Raw genomic sequence first — 18,998 nt, 5'->3', positions numbered from 1 at the left:
CATGACATCTACTTTCATAAGTACCAAACTAACTCTTTATTTAATGGTATGATTTATTATTTTACATGTTGTGTATATTCAAGATTCTTTACACGATTACGTGCCGCTTTTAGTTTCTCTAAACTAATTTCTTTTGATAATTCGTAATTCTTCACATTTTCATCTAATTGGTCAACACTGCTAGCACCCATAATTATAGAACCTAGAGCATCATGTGACGTGAGATAGTTAAATGTTAAACCAGTTAAATTATTTTCAATTTCTTTAATAGAGGCTATCGTTTCACCTAATTCTTGGTAAGTATACTCAAATATACCTTCTGCAAATTTAGAATCTAACGCTTGATTACTATTAGTAGTTAACAAGCCTTTGAAAACAGGCCCACGCGCAAGTACTTTAACATTTTTAGCATGCACATCATCTAATAATACTTCTAGTCTATTATCAATTAAGTTAAATTGCGACATTAATGTTTCGATATCGCTGTGTTTTAAATAATAATCAATGACATTAGGTCGAATTGAAGATATACCATACGCACGAACAATGCCTTCTTTTTTTAATTCATCAAATGCGCTAATTGTTTCATCTAATGGATCCTCAATCGTGCCGCCATGTAATTGATATAAATCTAAGTGATTTAATCCTAGTCTTTGTAAGGAGTCTTTTACAGCAGCTTTGATATGTTTTTTAGAAGGATCCCAAAATGAAGTGCCGTCATCAGCTAAATGATTACCTACTTTTGTACCAATAACAATATCGTCTCGATTTTGATATTTTTTCAAGGCTTTTCCTACAATATCTTCGTTTACACCTTTATCATAAATATCAGCCGTGTCAAAATAGGTGATGCCTTGTTCAATGGCACGCTCTATAATAGGTTCTGCTTTTTCATAATCAGTACCTAAACTCATACAGCCTAAACCTAATTCTGAGACTTCAATACCACTTTTTAAAATATTTTTTTGCATGTCGTTTCTCCTTTCGATACACTTGATGATAGGGCATAGACGTGACAACGTAAGTCGTTATGAATTACTTTTATGCGTTGCGTAAACTTTAGATATAAATAAAATAGTGTCACTTAGATTTTAATAAATATTGCTTTTATCACTTTGGCTATTCCCTGAAACACTATCGTGTTAATCTTAACAATAACCTAATTCAAATAAAAGGAACGTGATTATAATGAAACTATTCGAGAAAACATTACATAAAGAGTCCATTTACAAAGGCGCAATTATTGATTTAGAAGTCCATGATATAGAATTACCCGATGGTCAAACGTCAAAACGTGAATTGGTCTTCCATAACGGGGCAGTTGCCGTATGCGCAATCAATCTAGATAACCAAGTTATTCTCGTCAGACAGTTTCGCAAACCAGCAGAAAAAACATTATTAGAAATACCAGCTGGAAAATTAGAGATAAATGAAGAAAGAGAGTCAGCAGCAAAAAGAGAATTAGAAGAAGAAACAGGCTATATCGCTGAAGATTTAGAATTGATTACTGAAATGTATGGGTCTCCAGGCTTCTCTAATGAAAAAATTTCTATTTATCTTGCCAAAGACCTTAAAATAGGTGAAATGAATTTAGATGATGATGAATTTATTGAAATCGAAACTTATGATATTGAAGAAATAACATCTATGCTCCAAAACCAAGAAATTGAAGATGCTAAAACGATTATTGCTTTACAATATCTATTACTTAATTATAATCATTCCAAATAACACGCCTACACACTTGCGTATTTTATCAATTATTGGTATTTTATATATATAAATCATTATGTAAATTGAAATGATTATAATTATTAGTAGGGGAGTGAGGCTTCCGTGGAAGAACGATTAAATCGCGTGAAGCAACAATTACAACAATCATCTTATAAATTAACTCCGCAGCGCGAAGCAACGTTAAGAGTTTTAATTGAAAATGAGAAAGATCATTTAAGTGCTGAAGACGTTTATTTAAAAGTTAAAGATAAAGCACCTGAAATAGGACTTGCGACTGTTTATCGTACGCTAGAATTATTAGCAGAATTGAAAGTTGTCGATAAAATTAATTTTGGTGATGGTGTTGCCCGTTTTGATTTACGTAAAGAAGGCGCTAAGCATTTCCACCATCACCTTGTTTGTATGGAATGCGGTAAAGTAGAGGAAATCGAAGAAGATCTATTGCCTCAAGTGGAAGAAAAAGTAGAGCAAGATTTTAACTTTAGAATTTCAGACCATCGCTTAACATTCCATGGTGTATGCTCGGATTGCCAAGCTCAAGGTAAATAAGCTCAACATCATACACTATTTTATAAATAGAGGTGGTACCATTGGATACTATAATTGAAGAATATTTGAAATTTATCCAACTAGAAAAAGGGTTGAGTTCGAATACAATTGGCGCTTATAGAAGAGATTTAAAAAAATACGCCACATTTTTAGAAGAACAAAAAATAGGTCATATAGACTTTGTAGATAGACAACTCATCCATCAATGTCTTGGTTATTTACACGATGAAGGTGCTTCCGCAAAATCATTGGCACGTTTCATATCTACAGTACGCAGTTTTCATCAATTCGCATTACGAGAGAAATATGCTGCAAAAGATCCGACTGTATTAATCGAAACACCAAAATATGATAGAAAATTACCGGATGTCTTAGAAATAGATGAAGTACTTGCTTTGCTTGAGACTCCGAACTTATCAAAAATTAACGGCTATAGAGATCGTACGATGTTAGAACTATTATATGCTACAGGTATGCGCGTTTCTGAACTTATACACATTGAGCTAGAAGATGTCAATTTAATCATGGGCTTCGTCAAAGTGTTTGGTAAAGGGAACAAAGAACGCATTATCCCATTAGGTGACGCTGTAATAGAATATTTAAATACATATTTAGATACAACACGCCCTCAATTATTGAAGCGTACTGTGACAAATGTGTTATTTTTAAATATGCATGGCAAACCTTTATCAAGACAAGCTATTTGGAAGATGATTAAACAGAATGGTGTAAAAGCGAACATCAATAAGACTTTGACGCCACATACATTAAGACATTCGTTTGCTACACATTTACTTGAAAATGGTGCTGATTTACGTGCTGTACAAGAAATGTTAGGTCATTCTGATATTTCGACGACACAACTTTACACACATGTCTCAAAATCACAAATTCGTAAAATGTATAATGAATTTCATCCACGTGCATAAACACAAACCAGTTTATTCGTTGAATAGCTAGCTTGTGTTTTTTTGTTTGCGCTGTCATTTTATTATGAATTGTTTTATTCATTTAACTTAAGCTAATTATTTCTTAGCACGGCGTATATCGAGTGCTTGTTGTCGCGCTTTGTCAACTTCTGAACGATCTCTTTCTAAGTGATGATTTACAATATAACTATCTTCTATCATATGTGGTGTTCTGACAAAATCAGGATATTTTTTGAAAATGTCATATTCCATCTCTTTTGTTATTGGTAATTGAATTGGCACAAATTGATTAGCATTACCCACAGACTGAATTAATTCTATAATAATTTTTTTATATTCATCTGTATAGATACCTAAATCGATGGATTGTTCACTTTTTTCTATAACGTTTAACGCTTTTTTAAAAGATCGTAAAGCGCCAACATGATTATGTCTGCGATAATGATAGCAGCCTGTTGCTAACAAAATCAAACTTACAATCGCATCGTCCTTACTAAATTGTGGGTTTTCTTTCCAAGCTTCTTCTAAAATGTCGTGACACAAAAAGTAATGCTGATTCGTATGAAATTGATAATAAAAATCTTGTAATGCATTTTCCATAATTAAAACCGCTCCAAATTTAAATGTTTTCATTAAACATGCTATAATATTTTAGTGAAATACGCACTTAACTTGCTATATGAGGTAGATAATATGTACGAAGTAAAACTAGATGCTTTTAATGGACCCTTAGATTTATTATTGCATCTCATTCAAAAAATTGAAATTGATATTTATGATATTCCCATGAAAGAATTAACAGAACAATATATGCAATATATACATGCGATGAATCAATTAGAGATTAATGTTGCTAGTGAATATTTGGTTATGGCATCTGAACTGCTTATGATTAAAAGTAAAATGCTGTTACCTCAATCAGAAGAAGTCGACGAATTAGAAGAAGATCCACGTGAAGATTTAGTGGGACGATTAATTGAATATCAAAATTATAAAGAATATACTGAGATTTTAAATGAAAAGAAATCTGAACGTGCTTATTATTTTTCAAAGCACCCAACCGACTTAACACACCTAGAATCTAATGAAACTTGGGATTCAAATAATACAATTGATTTAACAGAATTAATCATCGCTTATCAAAAAGTTAAAAATCGCGTTGAATTCAACACGCCTAAAACTGTAGATATCCGTAAAGAAACATTTACGATTCAACAAGCAACTTCTCAAGTTAATGCGCGTTTACAACAACATGATTCGTTTAATTTTTTCAGTTTGTTTAATTTTACAGAACCTGTTGAAATGGTAGTCACACATTTTCTAGCAATACTTGAAATGTCTAAATCAGGCATTGTAAATATAGAACAACTCAAAAATTTCGACGATATCAATATTATAAGAGGGGTAAACTATGGCATTGAACGATAAAGGTATACTAGAAGCATTACTTTATACAGCAGGTGACGAAGGTTTAGATGAAAAACAATTACTCGAAATTTTAGAGATTGACCAAACACAATTGTCGTTACTTGTTTCTGAATACACATCAGATGGCTTAGAAATTCAACACTTTGGTCAAACTTATGTACTTACGACAAAAAAAGATGCAGCAAATTATATTGAAAAGTTAATAGAACAAAAATCAAAAATGAAATTATCTCAGGCGGCAATGGAATCATTATCTATTATAGCCTACAATCAACCTTTATCACGAAGCGATATCGAGATGATTAGAGGTATAAATTCTGACGGCGCTGTTAAAACCTTAATTGCTCGAGGGCTAATAGAAGCTAAAGACGAAGCGGATTCCAGAAGTCAACAATTATATACCACTGAACTATTTTTAAACGTATTTGGCATTGAACATTTAGATGATTTACCAACCACTGATGAGGAAGATGAAGAAATAGAAGCTTTCTTCAGTAATTTAGTAAATCAAAAAGGAGAAAATAATGAATAAAGAGACAGAAAGATTACAAAAACGAATTGCAAACAGCGGTCACACGTCACGTAGAAAAGCAGAAACATTAATTACAGAGGGCAAAGTTTTAGTCAATGGCTCAGTTGTAACAGAGTTAGGTACAAAAGTTAAACCTTCGGATACGATTGAAGTTGAGGGTATTAAATTAGAACAACAAGACAAACTATATATTTTATTTTATAAACCAGCACAAGTTATCACTAGTGTATCTGACGATAGAGGTAGAAAAGTGGTTACAGATTACTTTAAACAAATTAAAACAAGAATTTATCCAGTGGGTCGTTTAGACTATGATACGTCAGGTTTACTTTTATTAACTAACGACGGCGAATTCACTAATTTAATGACACATCCGAGTTATAAAATTAAGAAAAAATATGTTGTTAAATTAAAAGGCTATTTAATGCGTGAAGAAGTTAAAGCTTTAGAATATGGTGTCGAACTAGAAGATGGTCATACACAACCAGCTACTGTAAAAGTAAAGAACCAAGATAAAGATAAAAATTCAACGCTTGTTGAAATTACAATTACAGAAGGACGCAATCGACAAGTCCGCCGCATGTTTGAACACTTTGGTCACGAAGTTACAAAATTACAACGTATTGAAGTTGGGCCGCTTAACCTTAAAGGGCTTAACGCAGGTGAGGGCAGGGTCTTAACCCCTCACGAAGTAAAAGTGATGCGCCAACTTGCAGAACATGGTAAATAATTGTTATTACGTTTAGCATGATTTAAATCATGAGAAAAGTTTCACAAGCTTTTTCTTCGTAGTCACTTTTCCTGCTAAACGTATGATATAATGTGATTAAATTGAAAGTTAGCAGTGTGGGAGGTACATATGTATGTCAAATGAAATACTTATCGTAGATGATGAAGATCGAATCAGAAGATTATTAAAATTATACCTTGAAAGAGAATCTTTTGAGATACATGAAGCAAGTGATGGTAATGAAGCGTATAAAATGGCGATGGAACATGATTATTCATGTATATTATTAGATCTTATGCTTCCAGAGATGGATGGCATCACTGTAGCTTCACGACTCAGAGAACACAAAGAAACACCAATTATTATGTTAACTGCTAAAGGTGAAGAAACAAATAGGGTAGAAGGATTCGAATCTGGTGCAGACGATTATATCGTGAAACCATTTTCACCTCGTGAAGTGGTATTACGTGTCAAAGCGTTGTTAAGACGTACACAAGTGGCGCATACAGAACAAAGTGAACCTCATGCGCGTGATTTAATTGAATTCAATCATCTTGTCATTGACAACGACGCACACAGAGTATTAGCAGATGATAATCAAGTTAATTTAACACCAAAAGAATATGAATTATTAATATTTCTAGCTAAAACACCTAACAAAGTCTTTGATCGTGAACAGCTTCTAAAAGAAGTATGGCATTATGAATTCTACGGTGACTTGCGTACTGTAGATACTCACGTTAAACGTTTAAGAGAAAAGTTAAATCGAGTATCTGATGCAGCAGCTCAAATGATTCAAACTGTTTGGGGCGTCGGTTATAAATTCGAGGTTAAATCTAATGATGAATCGGCTAAATAACGTAGTAATAAAACTGTGGTTAACTATTATTTTAATAGTAACGACAGTTTTAATTTTACTTAGTGCTGCATTAATAACATTTATTCAGTCCTATTTCACGCAAGAAACCGAAGATTCATTACTCAAAGATGCGCAGCGTATCAGTCAATTGGTGGAAAGTGCAGATGACAAAGTTACAGCTATTGAGTATAGTCGTAAATTGATAGAAAACCCAGACGGACTTATTATTATGAATGATAAACATATGGTGAGCCAACATAAAGATAAAATCAAAGACAAGATGTTCAAAGAAATTAAAAACAATAAAGATTATAATCAAGTGTTTGATAAAGGAAAACAAATTTCAGAACACGTTACTGTCAAAATTAATGGGCAACAGCGAACTTATGTGTTAATTGGTTATCCTTCTAAAAATTTAACTGAACAAGATAATAATCAAAATAATAGCTACAGTGGCGTATTTATTTATCAAGATTTAAAAACAATTGAAGAAACCAATAATGTTATTACTGTTATAATCTTAATTATCGCTATTATCTTCTTAGCTATAACTACTGTTTTTGCCTTTTTCTTATCATCTCGTATAACAAAACCGTTACGAAATTTACGAACACAAGCCTTGAAAGTTTCAAAAGGGGATTATGCTCAAGTCGTACCCGTCAATACGCGTGATGAAATTGGTGAATTATCTCGTACATTTAATACGATGAGCTCTGAAATCCAACAACATATAGATGCCTTGTCATCTTCTAAAAATATTCGTGATAGTTTAATCAATTCTATGATTGAAGGTGTATTGGGTTATAATGACAAAAAAGAAATTATTATTTCTAATACAATGGCTCAAAACACACTTCAAATACTTGATGAACCTGAACTGAAAAAGCTTGATAAACAAAATGAACGTACTTTCAAAAATAAGCAAACACAATTTGAAGAATATGAAATAAATACACGTTATTTAGTAATAATAACGAGTTATATTGATCAAATTCAACCAGATGGTCGTAGTGGTATCGTAGCTATCATTCGTGATATGACAAACGAACATAACATAGACCAAATGAAAAAAGATTTTATTGCTAACGTTTCTCATGAATTACGTACTCCTATTTCATTGTTACAAGGTTATACTGAGTCTATTGTGGATGGAATTGTTACAGAGCCCGATGAAATACATGAATCACTATCTATTGTACTGGATGAAACAAAACGCTTAAATCGACTCGTAAATGAGCTTCTCAGTGTTGCACGTATGGATGCTGAGGGTCTAACAGTAGAAAAATCTGTGCAGCCTATTGATACATTACTAAATAAAATGCAACAAAAATATCAAAGTCATGCAGAGAGCTTAGGTTTAAGCATCAATTTAAATCCAAATACGCATGAACAGCTATGGTACTATGACTTAGATCGAATTGAACAAGTCTTAACTAATTTGATTGACAATGCGACAAGGTATACCGAACCAGGAGATGCCATCACTATTAGTTACGGAGAGTCAAAGACAGAAAATATATTATATATTACAGACACAGGTTCTGGTATTGCACCAGAGCATCTACAACAAGTGTTCGAACGGTTTTATAAAGTTGATTCCTCTCGTAAACGTGGCAAACAGGGTACAGGCCTAGGTTTATTTATATGTCGCATGATTGTAGACGAACACGGTGGTAATATTGGTGTTAAAAGTAAACTAGGCAAGGGAACAACCTTTATTATCAAATTACCAAAGTTAGCAAATAATGAAACATTATAGGTAACACTTGTGTGTTACTACTTCAACTAAACTCATCAAATATTAATATAAAGACTTATGGATTTACTGAAAGGTGTATATTTTTAATGATTCAGAGGCTTTTAACCTCTTTTCAGCATATTTAGAGCAATTGTATTGTTTTTACCTGAGTAATAAGCTATGATATATTTATAAAATTTAAGATATTCATCTTCGGGGTAGGGTGCAATTCCCAACCGGCAGTAATCAAAGCCTGCGACCCATTTATTTTCATTTAAATAAATGGCTGATCTAGTGAAAATCTAGAGCCGACAGTAAAGTCTGGATGGGAGAAGATGGAGGGTTATTTGTTGTGCTGTTAGATCCTCCTATTCGATGAAAGATGAATGGAAGGAGATAATTTAATATGCAACAACAAACAAAACAACTTATTACGATAAGCATGTTAAGTGCGGTTTCTTTTATATTGATGTTTATAAAATTTCCAATACCATTTTTACCGCCTTATTTAACTTTAGACTTTAGTGATGTCCCTGCATTATTAGCTACATTCACGCTCGGTCCAATTGCTGGTATCATTGTAGAATTCATCAAAAATTTATTGAACTTTTTATTCAATCTTGGAGATCCAGTTGGTCCAGTTGCTAACTTTTTAGCAGCATCTAGTTTTTTAGTAACAGCTTATTATGTCACTAAAAACAAATATAACCTTAAATCACAAATCATAGGTCTTACTGTAGCAACAATAGTGATGACAATTATTTTAAGTATCTTAAACTACTTTGTGTTGTTACCTTTATATGGCATGATTATGAATTTATCTAATGTTGTAGAAAACGTTAAAATTGTCATTGTATCTGGCGTTATTCCATTCAACATTATTAAAGGCGCTATTATTTCTATAGTATTCATTATTTTATTTAAACGTTTAAAAAATGTACTACCAAAATAAATTTTAAAATACCTGAGGGATTAACACTCAGATAAATATAAAAACAGGGCGATTTCTATTGAAACAATACAGAAATCACCCTGTTTTTATATTTTAATTAACTAATATCTTAGGCATAAAAATTAGCATGTTCCATGCAATGTGAACACGCTAACCTTAAACGTGCCCATTAGCAATTATAGTTAGTAATCAATCTATCTAGGCAAACGCTTATTATATATTATTAAGTATAAACCTCATACTTATTTGTATGGAACCAAACTTGCTTTTATTCAAACTTTAATGCGTCTCCATCAAATGATTCTTCTTCAATTTTAATTGAATCAGTAGGGCAACCATCTAACGCATCTTCCATATCCTCATATAATTCTTCCGGTACCTCTGCTGTACCTTTGTTGTCATCTAGTATCACGTAAGCAATACCTTCATCATCATAGTCATATATATCAGGGGCAGCGGCACCACAAGCACCACATGCAATGCATGTATCCATATCAACGATTGTATATTTAGCCAATTTCTTCGCCTCCTTTGACAAAAATGCTACACTAATAGCACAATTATTATTGTAGTCACTGTTTTAAGATTTTTCAAATGTTTTCGTTTTATAGAATGAGGGAGTAAACATGTATAATATAATCCAATTTGCACAAACACATGCACACAATTACAAAACTGAAAAAAGTATATTTAATATTATCACAGGGAAAAAGTCACATCAAACCTTTTTTGACGCCTGTAGTCAACAACTCTTGTCATTATATCACAGCATGCCTAACTTGAAATATCAGTCCTTTGAGCGATATTTCAATCAATTGAATAATCCAAATAATAACTATCAAAATATCGCTAATCATCCCCGACATACATTCGATAGTTTAACCAACACATTTAAAGCCATACAATTATTAACTCAGACCCTATCTAATACACAGCATAAGGTCTATCAATTCGTACCTGTTACTCAACATAGTACTGTACACCAACAAGTTAAATTTGTATATAAGGAAATTTTCAACAATCATTTACAAGATCAATTCATTGAAGAACTTTCGACATTATTCCAATCTATGCTGAATAAAAATAATGCAATTTATATTCACTATTATTTACAAGGTTTTGAAGAAAGTATGTATACACGACAACAAGTCAGTTTAATAGAGGACATACCGCAAGAACGTTTGTTTGAATTAGAATTAACAGATTTAGTCACATTAATGCACGAGATTGAGAACGAATCTAACTATCCATTGTTGAACAAACTTATTGTTTTACCATCATTATTAAATAAAACAGAACAAACCTATGTTGGTTTACAAAATGGGTTAAACTTCGAACAACTCGCAGCACAGCAAAACGTTAAACCTAATACGATAGAAGACCATATTTTAGAGTTATTTATTAAAGGCTACATATCAAATTATGAAGATTTTTTAACGCATTCAACTTATTTAGAATTCATAACTTATTATATTTTAAATCGTAGCGAAAGGTTACGCAATTATAAAGAAATATTTTCTGACCTCAGCTATTTTGAATTAAAATTGATTATTGTTGGAATAGAGAGGGGTGAAATCAATGTTACAGCATGAGCTAAAAAAGTGGTTTGGCTTTGAGACTTTTAAACCTGGTCAACAAGAGATTATAGAAAGCGTACTGAACCATGAAGATACACTAGGTATTTTACCTACAGGAAGTGGTAAAAGCCTTTGTTATCAATTACCAACTTATATACGTCAACAACCGACACTTATCATCTCACCGCTCATTTCTTTGATGGATGACCAAGTCATGCAACTCAAACTACATGGCGAACATCATGTTTGTTGCATTCATTCAGGTATGGATGAAAATGAGAGAAAAAGAAATATTGAAGCCCTGACAAAAAGTCGATTTATCTATTTAAGTCCAGAATTTATACTACAACCACAAAATTTTAAACTCATAAAGAATTTGAATATCGGGATGATTGTATTAGATGAAGCACATTGCTTATCAGAATGGGGATATGATTTCAGACCTCATTATGCACTTATAGGTAAAATTATCGAGCGTTTCTCGACAGCAACTGTGCTTGCTCTGACTGCAACAGCGCCAAATTATTTAACTTATGATTTAAATACTATGTTAAAAAAGGCTTTTCATGTCATTAAAACGAGTATGAATAGAAACAATATTTCTTTAACTCATAAAAATTTCGCAGATGATGAAGCCAAATTAAAATGGTTACTTCCAGCATTAGAAAGTTCAGGGCCTACAATTATATATGTTTCTTCTAAAAAAGTATGCCTTACTTTAGCAAAAGAAATATATAACTATGGTTTTTTAACAGGAATTTATCACGGAGATTTATCCTATCAAGAGCGACACACAGTTCAGCATCAATTTTTAAACAATGAAATACCGATCATTGTGGCAACCAGTGCGTTTGGGATGGGCATTAATAAAAAAGATATTCGTACGATTTTTCATTTTCACTTATCGACAAGTCCATCCAACTATATGCAAGAAATTGGACGTGCTGGTCGTGATGGGGCAAACAGTCAAGCAATTAGTCTATTTCAACCTGATGATAGTTTTTTACTAGAAACGCTATTATTTACGGATATGATGACCACTGAGGATGTAGACGCCTTTGAAATAGGTGCCTTTGTAACTCCAGATAAATTAGAAATACTTGAAATTCTAAATAGCTATTACTCATTTACTGAACTGCGCACGATATTCGACAGGACATACCAACGAAAACGTCAAGGTTATATACGTATGCTGGGGTACAAAAATCTAGATCAATGCCGACGCACATATATGATGGAATTCTTTGGTGAAACATTAAGTGAAAGGCCTGAACAATGCTGTGATAATGATTCTTATTTAAATGCAATTAATATAATTAATAGAAAAAAAGTAAAAAGAAAAATGGATTTTAATGAAAAAATACAAAATTTGTTTAAATAATAGACAAATACTTTACTTCACTTTTTCAAACAAGCTATAATGCTACATATATACTAGTTTAATAGTAATTTTTTGCATAAAAAGTTATACATATTTACTTATTTTTAGGGTATAACAGTATATACTTAAATTAAAACGAGGAAGGATGATGAATTTGTCTAACAACAATTTTAAAGATGATTTTGAAAAAAATCGTCAATCCATTGATCCAAAAGAACATCAAGACAATGCAAAGGATTCCGTTAACGATTCAGTTGACAACGTAAAAGAGGAAGTTTCTGATAAATCAGACGAACAATTCCCTCCTAGAAACGCTCAAAGAAGACAGCGCAGACGTGATACAGCAACAAATCAAAATCCAAACAACGAGTCTGAACAAGGCAACGATGATGTTCAAGGCGAAAATCAATCACCACAAGATACTAATTCATCAGAATCAGATTTTGATAATAATAACACAACAAAAGATCCTTCGAAGAACAATGATTTAAACCATGGATCTACAAATAATCAAAATACAAAAGAAGACCAAAATGATTCTAATGAAAACATTGAATCGCAAAAAGATAGTGGATCTAATAAGAAAGGCGCTGCTGTAGCTGGTGGTGCTGCTGCAACTGGTGCAGGTGCATATGCTACTAGCAAGCACAATGATAATAAAGATTCACAAAATGACTTAAATGATAATGAACAAAATATCAACAACTCAGATAACGAACAAGTAGACAAATCAGATGATGCTCCGCATTCTGAAAATGATAACAATAGTTCTAAGAAAAAAGGCGCTGCTGTAACTGGAGGTGCCGCTGCCGCTACTGGTGCAGGTGCTTATGCTGCTGGCAAGCATAGTGATAATAAAGATGAACATAAGCAAGATAACAGCCAAGAGAATGACAATAAAGAATCAGATCAAAATAAAAGTGAACTTGATAAAGAAGAGCAAGATAAAAAAGGTTCTAAGAAAAAAGGCGCTGCCGTAGCTGGTGGTGCCGCTGCTGCTACTGGCGCAGGTGCTTATGCTGCTGGCAAACATAAAGGCAACAAAGATAATAAAGATAATCACAGCGAAAACGAAACACAAGATAAAGAAAAAAATGAAAAGAGCAAAGAAAAGAATGGTTCTAAGAAAAAAGGTGCTGCTGTAGCTGGTGGCGCAGCAGCTGCCGGAACAGGCGCTGCCACTGCACATTCTAAAGCTGGCGGTGGAAATGGCAACGGCGGTAATGGTAATGGCGGCGACGGTAATAACGGCGATAACAATGACGATGATAATAAGAAAAAGAAAAAAGGCGGTTTATTAGGTAAATTATTACCAATATTAGCTGCGATATTAATATTAGCTGCAATTGCTATTTTCGGCGGTATGGCTTTAACTGGCGATGACGGTGATGACAAAAATAGCGATGACAAAAAAGTAGCTGATAATAAAGATAGTAAATCTGATTCTGAAAAAGATAAAGACGAAGATAAAAAATCAGAAGATGATAAAGCCAATAAAGATGAAGATAAAGACAACTCATCTGCAAACTCAGAAGACAGCAATAGTAGTTCAGATTCTGCTAATTCTGATAGCGAAAACTCTGACCAAGCAAACAGTGACGCTAGTTCTAATCAAGCAAATAGTGATGCTAATTCTGATCAAGCAAATAGTGATGCTAATTCTGATCAAGCAAATAGTGATGCTAATTCTGGTGCAGCTAGCAATAGTTCACAAGATGCAACAAATAGTACGCAAAATAGTCAAGGTCAAAGCGAACAAAACAGTCAAAGCGGTCAAGATCAACAAAGTGATCAATCTAACGCTCAAAGCAATTCATCTTCAGACCAATCACAAACAACTAACAACCAAGATAGCGAACAAGCAAATAGTAACTCTGGACAACAATCGCATGTAGTTAATGGTCAAAACTTATACAGAATTGCTATTCAATATTATGGTAGTGGTTCACCAGAAAATGTCGAAAAAATAAGACAAGCAAATAATCTACAAGGTAATGAAATCCATAATGGACAACGCCTTGTTATTCCACAATAGTTCATCACCTGATAAGTGAAACTTAATTAGACGATCAGACTCCTTAAATTAGTGAGTTTGGTCGTTTTTTTGTATTACAATTTTATGATTCATATAGCGTCAGTCTATTTTGTGCTAAAATATTCGATTTCTATCATTTGGTTTTTTCTAAACTACTGGTATAATATATGGGTGGTATAAGGAGGACAAATAAACTATGCAAACAGTTGAAAGTATAATTATTGGTGGCGGTCCTTGCGGATTAAGTGCTGCTATTGAACAAAAGAAAAAAGGTATTGATACTTTAGTTATTGAAAAAGGGAATGTTGTAGATGCAATCTATAATTACCCTACGCATCAAACTTTCTTTTCATCAAGTGATAAATTAAGTATCGGGGATATTCCGTTTATTGTTGAAGAAAGCAAACCACATAGAAATCAGGCTCTAGTATATTACAGAGCAGTGGTTAAGCATCATCAATTGCGAGTTAATGCTTTTGAAGAAGTCCTCACAGTAAAAAAAATTAATAACCGTTTTACGATTACAACTACTAAAGATGTCTATCAATGTAGATTCCTTACTGTAGCAACTGGTTATTATGGTCATCATAATCATCTTGAAGTGGATGGCGCTGAGCTTCCAAAAGTAATGCATTATTTTAAAGAAGCACACCCTTACTTTGATCAAAACGTTGTAATTGTCGGAGGTAAAAACTCTGCTGTAGATGCTGCTCTAGAATTAGAAAAAGCTGGCGCAAACGTAACAGTTATTTATCGTGGAGAAGATTATCCAAAAGCAATTAAACCATGGATTCTACCAAACTTTGAATCTCTAGTACGTCATGAAAAAATTAACATGGCATTTAATTCAAATGTTACTAAAATAACAGAAGACAGTGTGTTTTATGAGCAAGGAGATCAAACAATTGAAATTGCTAACGATTATGTCTTCGCTATGATAGGCTATCATCCAGATTATGATTTCCTACAATCCATCGGTATAGATATCAACAGTAATGAGTTTGGTACTGCGCCGGTTTATAATAGAGAAACTTATGAAACGAATGTTGAAAATTGCTATATTGCTGGTGTCATTGCAGCAGGTAATGATGCAAATACAATATTTATAGAAAACGGCAAATACCACGGCGGTATTATCACTCAAAGTATTTTATCTAAAAAACAAACACCACTTGAATCCTAAAAATATAACAAACTAGAGGCTGAGATATCAATATATATCTCAGCCTCTAGTTTGTTATAATACTAGTCATAAATTCCACATAATAAAAGCATTTAATTTTCGAAAATTATTATAACTGTGATTCAAAATATTTTTTTAACTGCTTAGAGTTTAATTGATTACTTAAGCCTACTAACAGTTTGAGTCGTGCTTTGGGGCCGTTTAACCCGTTTGAAAAAACAACACCTCTTTCAACTAGGGTAGCACCGCCTCCTTCATAGGCATAAATAGGACCAACAATGCCATTAAATGAGCGTGAGACAAGTACAATAGGAATCGATTTATCCAAACACTTATCTAGGCCTTCTAAACAAGTAGGTGGTAGATTACCTTGGCCTAGTCCTTCGATAATAATGCCGTCAACTTGATGTTTGCTATAAAAGTTTAATACATCGCTATTCATACCCATATAAGCTTTCACTAATGGAATATCTAAGTCGTGGTTAATATCATTTAAAATTATATGTTCATATGGTTTATGGTGAAATTGAACACTATTTTTTGTCACTACGCCCAATGGTCCATGATTAGGACTCTGAAATGTATTCGTATTGGAGGTATGCGTTTTAGTCACATTTCGCGCAGTATGAATTTCATCATTAAAAACAACCATAACTCCCATATCTCTTGCATTATCACTTGAAGCTACTCTAATAGCTGAGATGAAATTGTATAAACCATCTGAACCAATTTCATTTGAAGAACGCATGGCGCCCGTAATTGTTATCGGTTTTGAAACATTTATAGTAAGATCTAGTAAATATGCTGTTTCTTCTAATGTATCGGTACCATGTGTAATAACAAACCCATCATAATCTCCATTTCTAATAGCATCTTCAATAATATGCTTTAGTGTTTCTACATATTCTATGTTCATATGTGGGGATGGAACGTTAAACGGTGTAATTTCTGTTACATCCGCATATTTCCCAATAATATCTTGATGGTTGGATATTGGATTGTCTGTATTTGTTACTACTTTATTGGCTTCATCTTGTGACATGCTAATCGTCCCACCAGTATGTATGAGCAGAAGTTTTTTCATATGGGCATTCCTCCTATTTATAACTTACATATTTATGATAAAATATTATACATAAAACAACAAGGAAGGGTTACTAAAATGAAATTAATTAATATCGCACTTGATGGACCTGCTGCTGCAGGCAAAAGTACAATAGCTAAACGCGTTGCTGCACAACTCTCAATGATTTATGTAGACACTGGCGCAATGTACCGAGCTATAACTTATAAATATTTACAACAAAATAAGACTGAGGACTTGTCACAATTGATAGATTCATCTAAATTATCATTAACATATGATGAAGAAAAAGGTCAGAGAGTCATTTTAGATAACCGTGATGTTACTGATTTTTTAAGAGAAAATGACGTAACAAACAATGTTTCATTTGTAGCATCTAAAGAAGCTGTGCGTACCTTTGCAGTTAAAAAGCAACAAGAATTAGCAACAAAAAAAGGTATTGTTATGGATGGTAGAGACATAGGGACAGTTGTATTGCCAAATGCAGATTTAAAAGTTTATATGATTGCTTCCGTTGAAGAACGTGCAATGCGTAGACAAAAAGATAATGAACAAAGAGGCATCGACTCGAATGTTGAACAATTGAAACAAGAAATTGCCGAGCGAGATAATTATGATATGACGCGTGAAATTTCACCTTTAAAAAAAGCAGAGGATGCAATTACAGTAGATACTACAGGTAAAAGTATTGAAAAAGTAACTGAGGAAATTTTGTCATTAGTTACTGAAATCAAATAAAATAATAGTTTTTTTATAAATACAGCGTATTATAATGCCGTTTCTTTTTAAATTGTGTAAAAAGGTTATATAATAACTAATATAGGGTATATAAATAAAGTACATTTTTATATCAATTAGATCTGCATATATATAAATAAATGTAAATTTTAGGTGAAAATTTCAAAGCTTTAGTTAACTAGAAACCCTGATTTTACAACTTTTTAACAAATAGAATTTGAATTCCTATAATAAAGAGGAATTTCTTGACAATTCTGTCAGTTTATAAGATGTTATAATTATGTAGTGTAATAAGGAGGCAGACAAGATGACTGAAGAATTCAACGAATCAATGATCAAAGAAATTAAAGAAGGGGATACAGTTACTGGTGAGATTCAAGAAATTGATGAAAAACAAGTGATTGTGAACGTTAATGGTGCTAAATTTAATGGTATCATCCCTATTAGTCAACTTTCTACGCATCATATAGACAATCCAGGTGATGCTGTCAAAGTTGGTGATGAAATTGGTGCATATGTTACAAAAGTAGAGTACGATGAAGAAAATGAGACAGGTGCTTATATTCTTTCTAAACGTCAACTTGAAACAGAAAAATCATATGAATTTTTACAAGAACAATTAGACAACAATAAAACTATTGAAGCTAAAGTCACTGAAGTAGTAAAAGGTGGTTTAGTTGTCGATGTTGGTCAAAGAGGGTTTGTTCCAGCTTCATTAATTTCAACAGACTTCATTGAAGATTTCTCTGATTTCGAAGGACAAGTTCTTAAACTAAAAGTAGAAGAACTAGATCCAGCTAATAATCGTGTCATTCTTAGTCGTAAAGCTGTAGAGGCATTAGAAAATGCAGAGAAAAAAGACGATTTATTAAGTTCGCTTAATGAAGGCGATATTATCGAAGGTAAAGTTGCACGCTTAACTAACTTTGGTGCTTTTGTAGATATCGGTGGCGTAGACGGACTTGTTCACGTTTCTGAATTATCGCATGAACACGTTAAATCTCCAGAAGACGTAGTATCTATTGGGGATACAGTTAATGTAAAAGTAAAATCAGTTGATAGAGATTCGGAACGTATTTCATTATCAATTAAAGATACTTTACCAAGCCCATTTGAATCAATAAAAGGTGAGTTTAACGAAGGTGATGTCATCGAAGGAACAGTTGTTAGACTAACTAACTTCGGTGCCTTTGTTGAAATCAAACCAGGCGTTCAAGGTTTAGTACACATTTCTGAAATAAGACATACTCACATCGCTTCACCAAGCGAAGTATTAGAACCTGGAGAAGTAGTAGGCGTCAAAGTACTAGGTGTCGACGTAGAAAAAGAACGCATTTCATTATCTATTAAAGCAACGTTACCTTCAGAAAATGTCGTCGAAAGTGACAGTGCCACTACGAAATCTTACTTAGAAAGTGGTTCTGACGATGATGACAATCCTACTTTAGGTGATGTTTTCGGAGATAAATTAAAAGACTTCAAGTTTTAACGTATAAATTTAACACTAATTTTAAATCTTGTCCTAACATCTATTTAGGACAAGATTTAT

Annotated in this window: 19 protein-coding genes and 1 riboswitch; of the genes, 15 read left to right on the top strand and 4 right to left on the bottom strand. The window is 32.9% G+C overall.

What is annotated here, in order from left to right:
- Positions 1 to 56 precede the first annotated feature (56 nt).
- Positions 57 to 971 (bottom strand): aldo/keto reductase, encoded by a 915-nt coding sequence (locus M4L39_RS03545; RefSeq protein WP_277580781.1) that lies wholly within the window; start codon positions 969 to 971, stop codon positions 57 to 59.
- 217 nt (positions 972 to 1,188) lie between these two features.
- On the opposite strand from M4L39_RS03545, the gene M4L39_RS03540 reads away from it, so the two are divergent.
- The 3 genes from M4L39_RS03540 (at position 1,189) to xerD (ending at position 3,212) form a co-directional block, all read left to right on the top strand.
- The gene (locus M4L39_RS03540) at positions 1,189 to 1,731 is read left to right on the top strand and encodes an NUDIX hydrolase (RefSeq protein WP_277580780.1); all 543 of its coding nucleotides are present in this window, start codon (positions 1,189 to 1,191) and stop codon (positions 1,729 to 1,731) included.
- A gap of 105 nt (positions 1,732 to 1,836) precedes the next feature.
- Complete coding sequence (locus M4L39_RS03535; RefSeq protein WP_046465387.1) at positions 1,837 to 2,283, top strand: Fur family transcriptional regulator; 447 nt, start codon at positions 1,837 to 1,839, stop codon at positions 2,281 to 2,283.
- Positions 2,284 to 2,324: 41 nt separating this feature from the next.
- Entirely contained in the window at positions 2,325 to 3,212 is an 888-nt protein-coding gene (gene xerD / locus M4L39_RS03530) for a site-specific tyrosine recombinase XerD (protein WP_277580779.1), read from the top strand.
- Between the two features lie 96 nt (positions 3,213 to 3,308).
- Here the strand turns inward: xerD and M4L39_RS03525 are convergent, their stop codons facing one another.
- The gene (locus M4L39_RS03525; protein ID WP_277580778.1) at positions 3,309 to 3,812 is read right to left on the bottom strand and encodes a DUF309 domain-containing protein; all 504 of its coding nucleotides are present in this window, start codon (positions 3,810 to 3,812) and stop codon (positions 3,309 to 3,311) included.
- Positions 3,813 to 3,905: 93 nt separating this feature from the next.
- Between M4L39_RS03525 and M4L39_RS03520 the strand changes: the two genes are divergently transcribed.
- The 6 genes from M4L39_RS03520 (at position 3,906) to M4L39_RS03495 (ending at position 9,451) form a co-directional block, all read left to right on the top strand.
- Complete coding sequence (locus M4L39_RS03520) at positions 3,906 to 4,640, top strand: segregation and condensation protein A (RefSeq protein WP_277580777.1); 735 nt, start codon at positions 3,906 to 3,908, stop codon at positions 4,638 to 4,640.
- Positions 4,630 to 5,172 carry an SMC-Scp complex subunit ScpB gene (gene scpB, locus M4L39_RS03515; protein ID WP_277580987.1) on the top strand — a complete coding sequence of 181 codons (543 nt, stop codon included), beginning with the start codon at positions 4,630 to 4,632 and terminating at the stop codon, positions 5,170 to 5,172. Before M4L39_RS03520 ends, scpB begins: the two co-directional genes overlap by 11 nt.
- Positions 5,165 to 5,902, top strand: coding sequence for a pseudouridine synthase (locus M4L39_RS03510; protein ID WP_277580776.1), 738 nt, complete (start codon positions 5,165 to 5,167; stop codon positions 5,900 to 5,902). Before scpB ends, M4L39_RS03510 begins: the two co-directional genes overlap by 8 nt.
- Before the next feature lie 133 nt (positions 5,903 to 6,035).
- Positions 6,036 to 6,761, top strand: a complete 726-nt coding sequence (locus tag M4L39_RS03505; RefSeq protein ID WP_277580775.1) for a response regulator — start codon at positions 6,036 to 6,038, stop codon at positions 6,759 to 6,761.
- Positions 6,745 to 8,520 (top strand): ATP-binding protein, encoded by a 1,776-nt coding sequence (locus M4L39_RS03500; RefSeq protein ID WP_277580986.1) that lies wholly within the window; start codon positions 6,745 to 6,747, stop codon positions 8,518 to 8,520. Before M4L39_RS03505 ends, M4L39_RS03500 begins: the two co-directional genes overlap by 17 nt.
- 184 nt (positions 8,521 to 8,704) lie before the next feature.
- Positions 8,705 to 8,840, top strand: a riboswitch (FMN riboswitch).
- A gap of 65 nt (positions 8,841 to 8,905) precedes the next feature.
- Positions 8,906 to 9,451: an ECF transporter S component gene (locus tag M4L39_RS03495; RefSeq protein WP_277580774.1), complete on the top strand. Its 546-nt coding sequence runs from the start codon at positions 8,906 to 8,908 to the stop codon at positions 9,449 to 9,451.
- A gap of 268 nt (positions 9,452 to 9,719) precedes the next feature.
- On the opposite strand, the gene M4L39_RS03490 is transcribed toward M4L39_RS03495, so the two are convergent.
- Positions 9,720 to 9,968, bottom strand: coding sequence for a ferredoxin (locus M4L39_RS03490; protein ID WP_002507556.1), 249 nt, complete (start codon positions 9,966 to 9,968; stop codon positions 9,720 to 9,722).
- 109 nt (positions 9,969 to 10,077) lie between these two features.
- Here M4L39_RS03490 and M4L39_RS03485 point away from each other — a divergent pair, with 109 nt between their 5' ends.
- The 4 genes from M4L39_RS03485 to ypdA all read left to right on the top strand — a co-directional run bounded on the left by M4L39_RS03485 (position 10,078) and on the right by ypdA (position 15,627).
- Positions 10,078 to 11,043 (top strand): helix-turn-helix domain-containing protein, encoded by a 966-nt coding sequence (locus tag M4L39_RS03485; protein WP_277580773.1) that lies wholly within the window; start codon positions 10,078 to 10,080, stop codon positions 11,041 to 11,043.
- Entirely contained in the window at positions 11,030 to 12,409 is a 1,380-nt protein-coding gene (locus tag M4L39_RS03480; RefSeq protein ID WP_277580772.1) for a RecQ family ATP-dependent DNA helicase, read from the top strand. Before M4L39_RS03485 ends, M4L39_RS03480 begins: the two co-directional genes overlap by 14 nt.
- A gap of 148 nt (positions 12,410 to 12,557) precedes the next feature.
- Positions 12,558 to 14,444 (top strand): LysM peptidoglycan-binding domain-containing protein, encoded by a 1,887-nt coding sequence (locus M4L39_RS03475; RefSeq protein ID WP_277580771.1) that lies wholly within the window; start codon positions 12,558 to 12,560, stop codon positions 14,442 to 14,444.
- Positions 14,445 to 14,640: 196 nt separating this feature from the next.
- Entirely contained in the window at positions 14,641 to 15,627 is a 987-nt protein-coding gene (ypdA, locus tag M4L39_RS03470) for a bacillithiol disulfide reductase YpdA (protein ID WP_277580770.1), read from the top strand.
- Positions 15,628 to 15,736: 109 nt separating this feature from the next.
- Here ypdA and M4L39_RS03465 read toward each other — a convergent pair whose 3' ends face one another.
- Positions 15,737 to 16,711 (bottom strand): asparaginase, encoded by a 975-nt coding sequence (locus M4L39_RS03465; protein ID WP_277580769.1) that lies wholly within the window; start codon positions 16,709 to 16,711, stop codon positions 15,737 to 15,739.
- 78 nt (positions 16,712 to 16,789) lie between these two features.
- Between M4L39_RS03465 and cmk the strand changes: the two genes are divergently transcribed.
- Both cmk and rpsA read left to right on the top strand, forming a co-directional pair.
- Positions 16,790 to 17,449: a (d)CMP kinase gene (gene cmk / locus M4L39_RS03460; RefSeq protein ID WP_277580768.1), complete on the top strand. Its 660-nt coding sequence runs from the start codon at positions 16,790 to 16,792 to the stop codon at positions 17,447 to 17,449.
- Between the two features lie 307 nt (positions 17,450 to 17,756).
- The gene (rpsA, locus tag M4L39_RS03455; RefSeq protein ID WP_277580767.1) at positions 17,757 to 18,938 is read left to right on the top strand and encodes a 30S ribosomal protein S1; all 1,182 of its coding nucleotides are present in this window, start codon (positions 17,757 to 17,759) and stop codon (positions 18,936 to 18,938) included.
- Positions 18,939 to 18,998 lie beyond the last annotated feature (60 nt).

The sequence above is a fragment of the Staphylococcus equorum genome (genome assembly GCF_029531845.1).
GTDB lineage: Bacteria > Bacillota > Bacilli > Staphylococcales > Staphylococcaceae > Staphylococcus > Staphylococcus equorum_C.
Note: the sequence above shows the minus strand (reverse complement) of the source record. Positions and strands in the feature narration are given on the sequence as shown.

What these genes read in the sequence shown, in the direction of transcription:
- M4L39_RS03545 (WP_277580781.1), bottom strand. Translation starts at nt 971, where the DNA reads ATGCAAAAAAATATTTTAAAAAGTGGTATTGAAGTCTCAGAATTAGGT.
- M4L39_RS03540 (WP_277580780.1), top strand. Translation starts at nt 1,189, where the DNA reads ATGAAACTATTCGAGAAAACATTACATAAAGAGTCCATTTACAAAGGC.
- M4L39_RS03525 (WP_277580778.1), bottom strand. Translation starts at nt 3,812, where the DNA reads ATGGAAAATGCATTACAAGATTTTTATTATCAATTTCATACGAATCAG.
- M4L39_RS03520 (WP_277580777.1), top strand. Translation starts at nt 3,906, where the DNA reads ATGTACGAAGTAAAACTAGATGCTTTTAATGGACCCTTAGATTTATTA.
- M4L39_RS03510 (WP_277580776.1), top strand. Translation starts at nt 5,165, where the DNA reads ATGAATAAAGAGACAGAAAGATTACAAAAACGAATTGCAAACAGCGGT.
- M4L39_RS03505 (WP_277580775.1), top strand. Translation starts at nt 6,036, where the DNA reads ATGTCAAATGAAATACTTATCGTAGATGATGAAGATCGAATCAGAAGA.
- M4L39_RS03500 (WP_277580986.1), top strand. Translation starts at nt 6,745, where the DNA reads ATGAATCGGCTAAATAACGTAGTAATAAAACTGTGGTTAACTATTATT.
- M4L39_RS03495 (WP_277580774.1), top strand. Translation starts at nt 8,906, where the DNA reads ATGCAACAACAAACAAAACAACTTATTACGATAAGCATGTTAAGTGCG.
- M4L39_RS03485 (WP_277580773.1), top strand. Translation starts at nt 10,078, where the DNA reads ATGTATAATATAATCCAATTTGCACAAACACATGCACACAATTACAAA.
- M4L39_RS03480 (WP_277580772.1), top strand. Translation starts at nt 11,030, where the DNA reads ATGTTACAGCATGAGCTAAAAAAGTGGTTTGGCTTTGAGACTTTTAAA.
- M4L39_RS03475 (WP_277580771.1), top strand. Translation starts at nt 12,558, where the DNA reads ATGAATTTGTCTAACAACAATTTTAAAGATGATTTTGAAAAAAATCGT.
- ypdA (WP_277580770.1), top strand. Translation starts at nt 14,641, where the DNA reads ATGCAAACAGTTGAAAGTATAATTATTGGTGGCGGTCCTTGCGGATTA.
- M4L39_RS03465 (WP_277580769.1), bottom strand. Translation starts at nt 16,711, where the DNA reads ATGAAAAAACTTCTGCTCATACATACTGGTGGGACGATTAGCATGTCA.
- cmk (WP_277580768.1), top strand. Translation starts at nt 16,790, where the DNA reads ATGAAATTAATTAATATCGCACTTGATGGACCTGCTGCTGCAGGCAAA.
- rpsA (WP_277580767.1), top strand. Translation starts at nt 17,757, where the DNA reads ATGACTGAAGAATTCAACGAATCAATGATCAAAGAAATTAAAGAAGGG.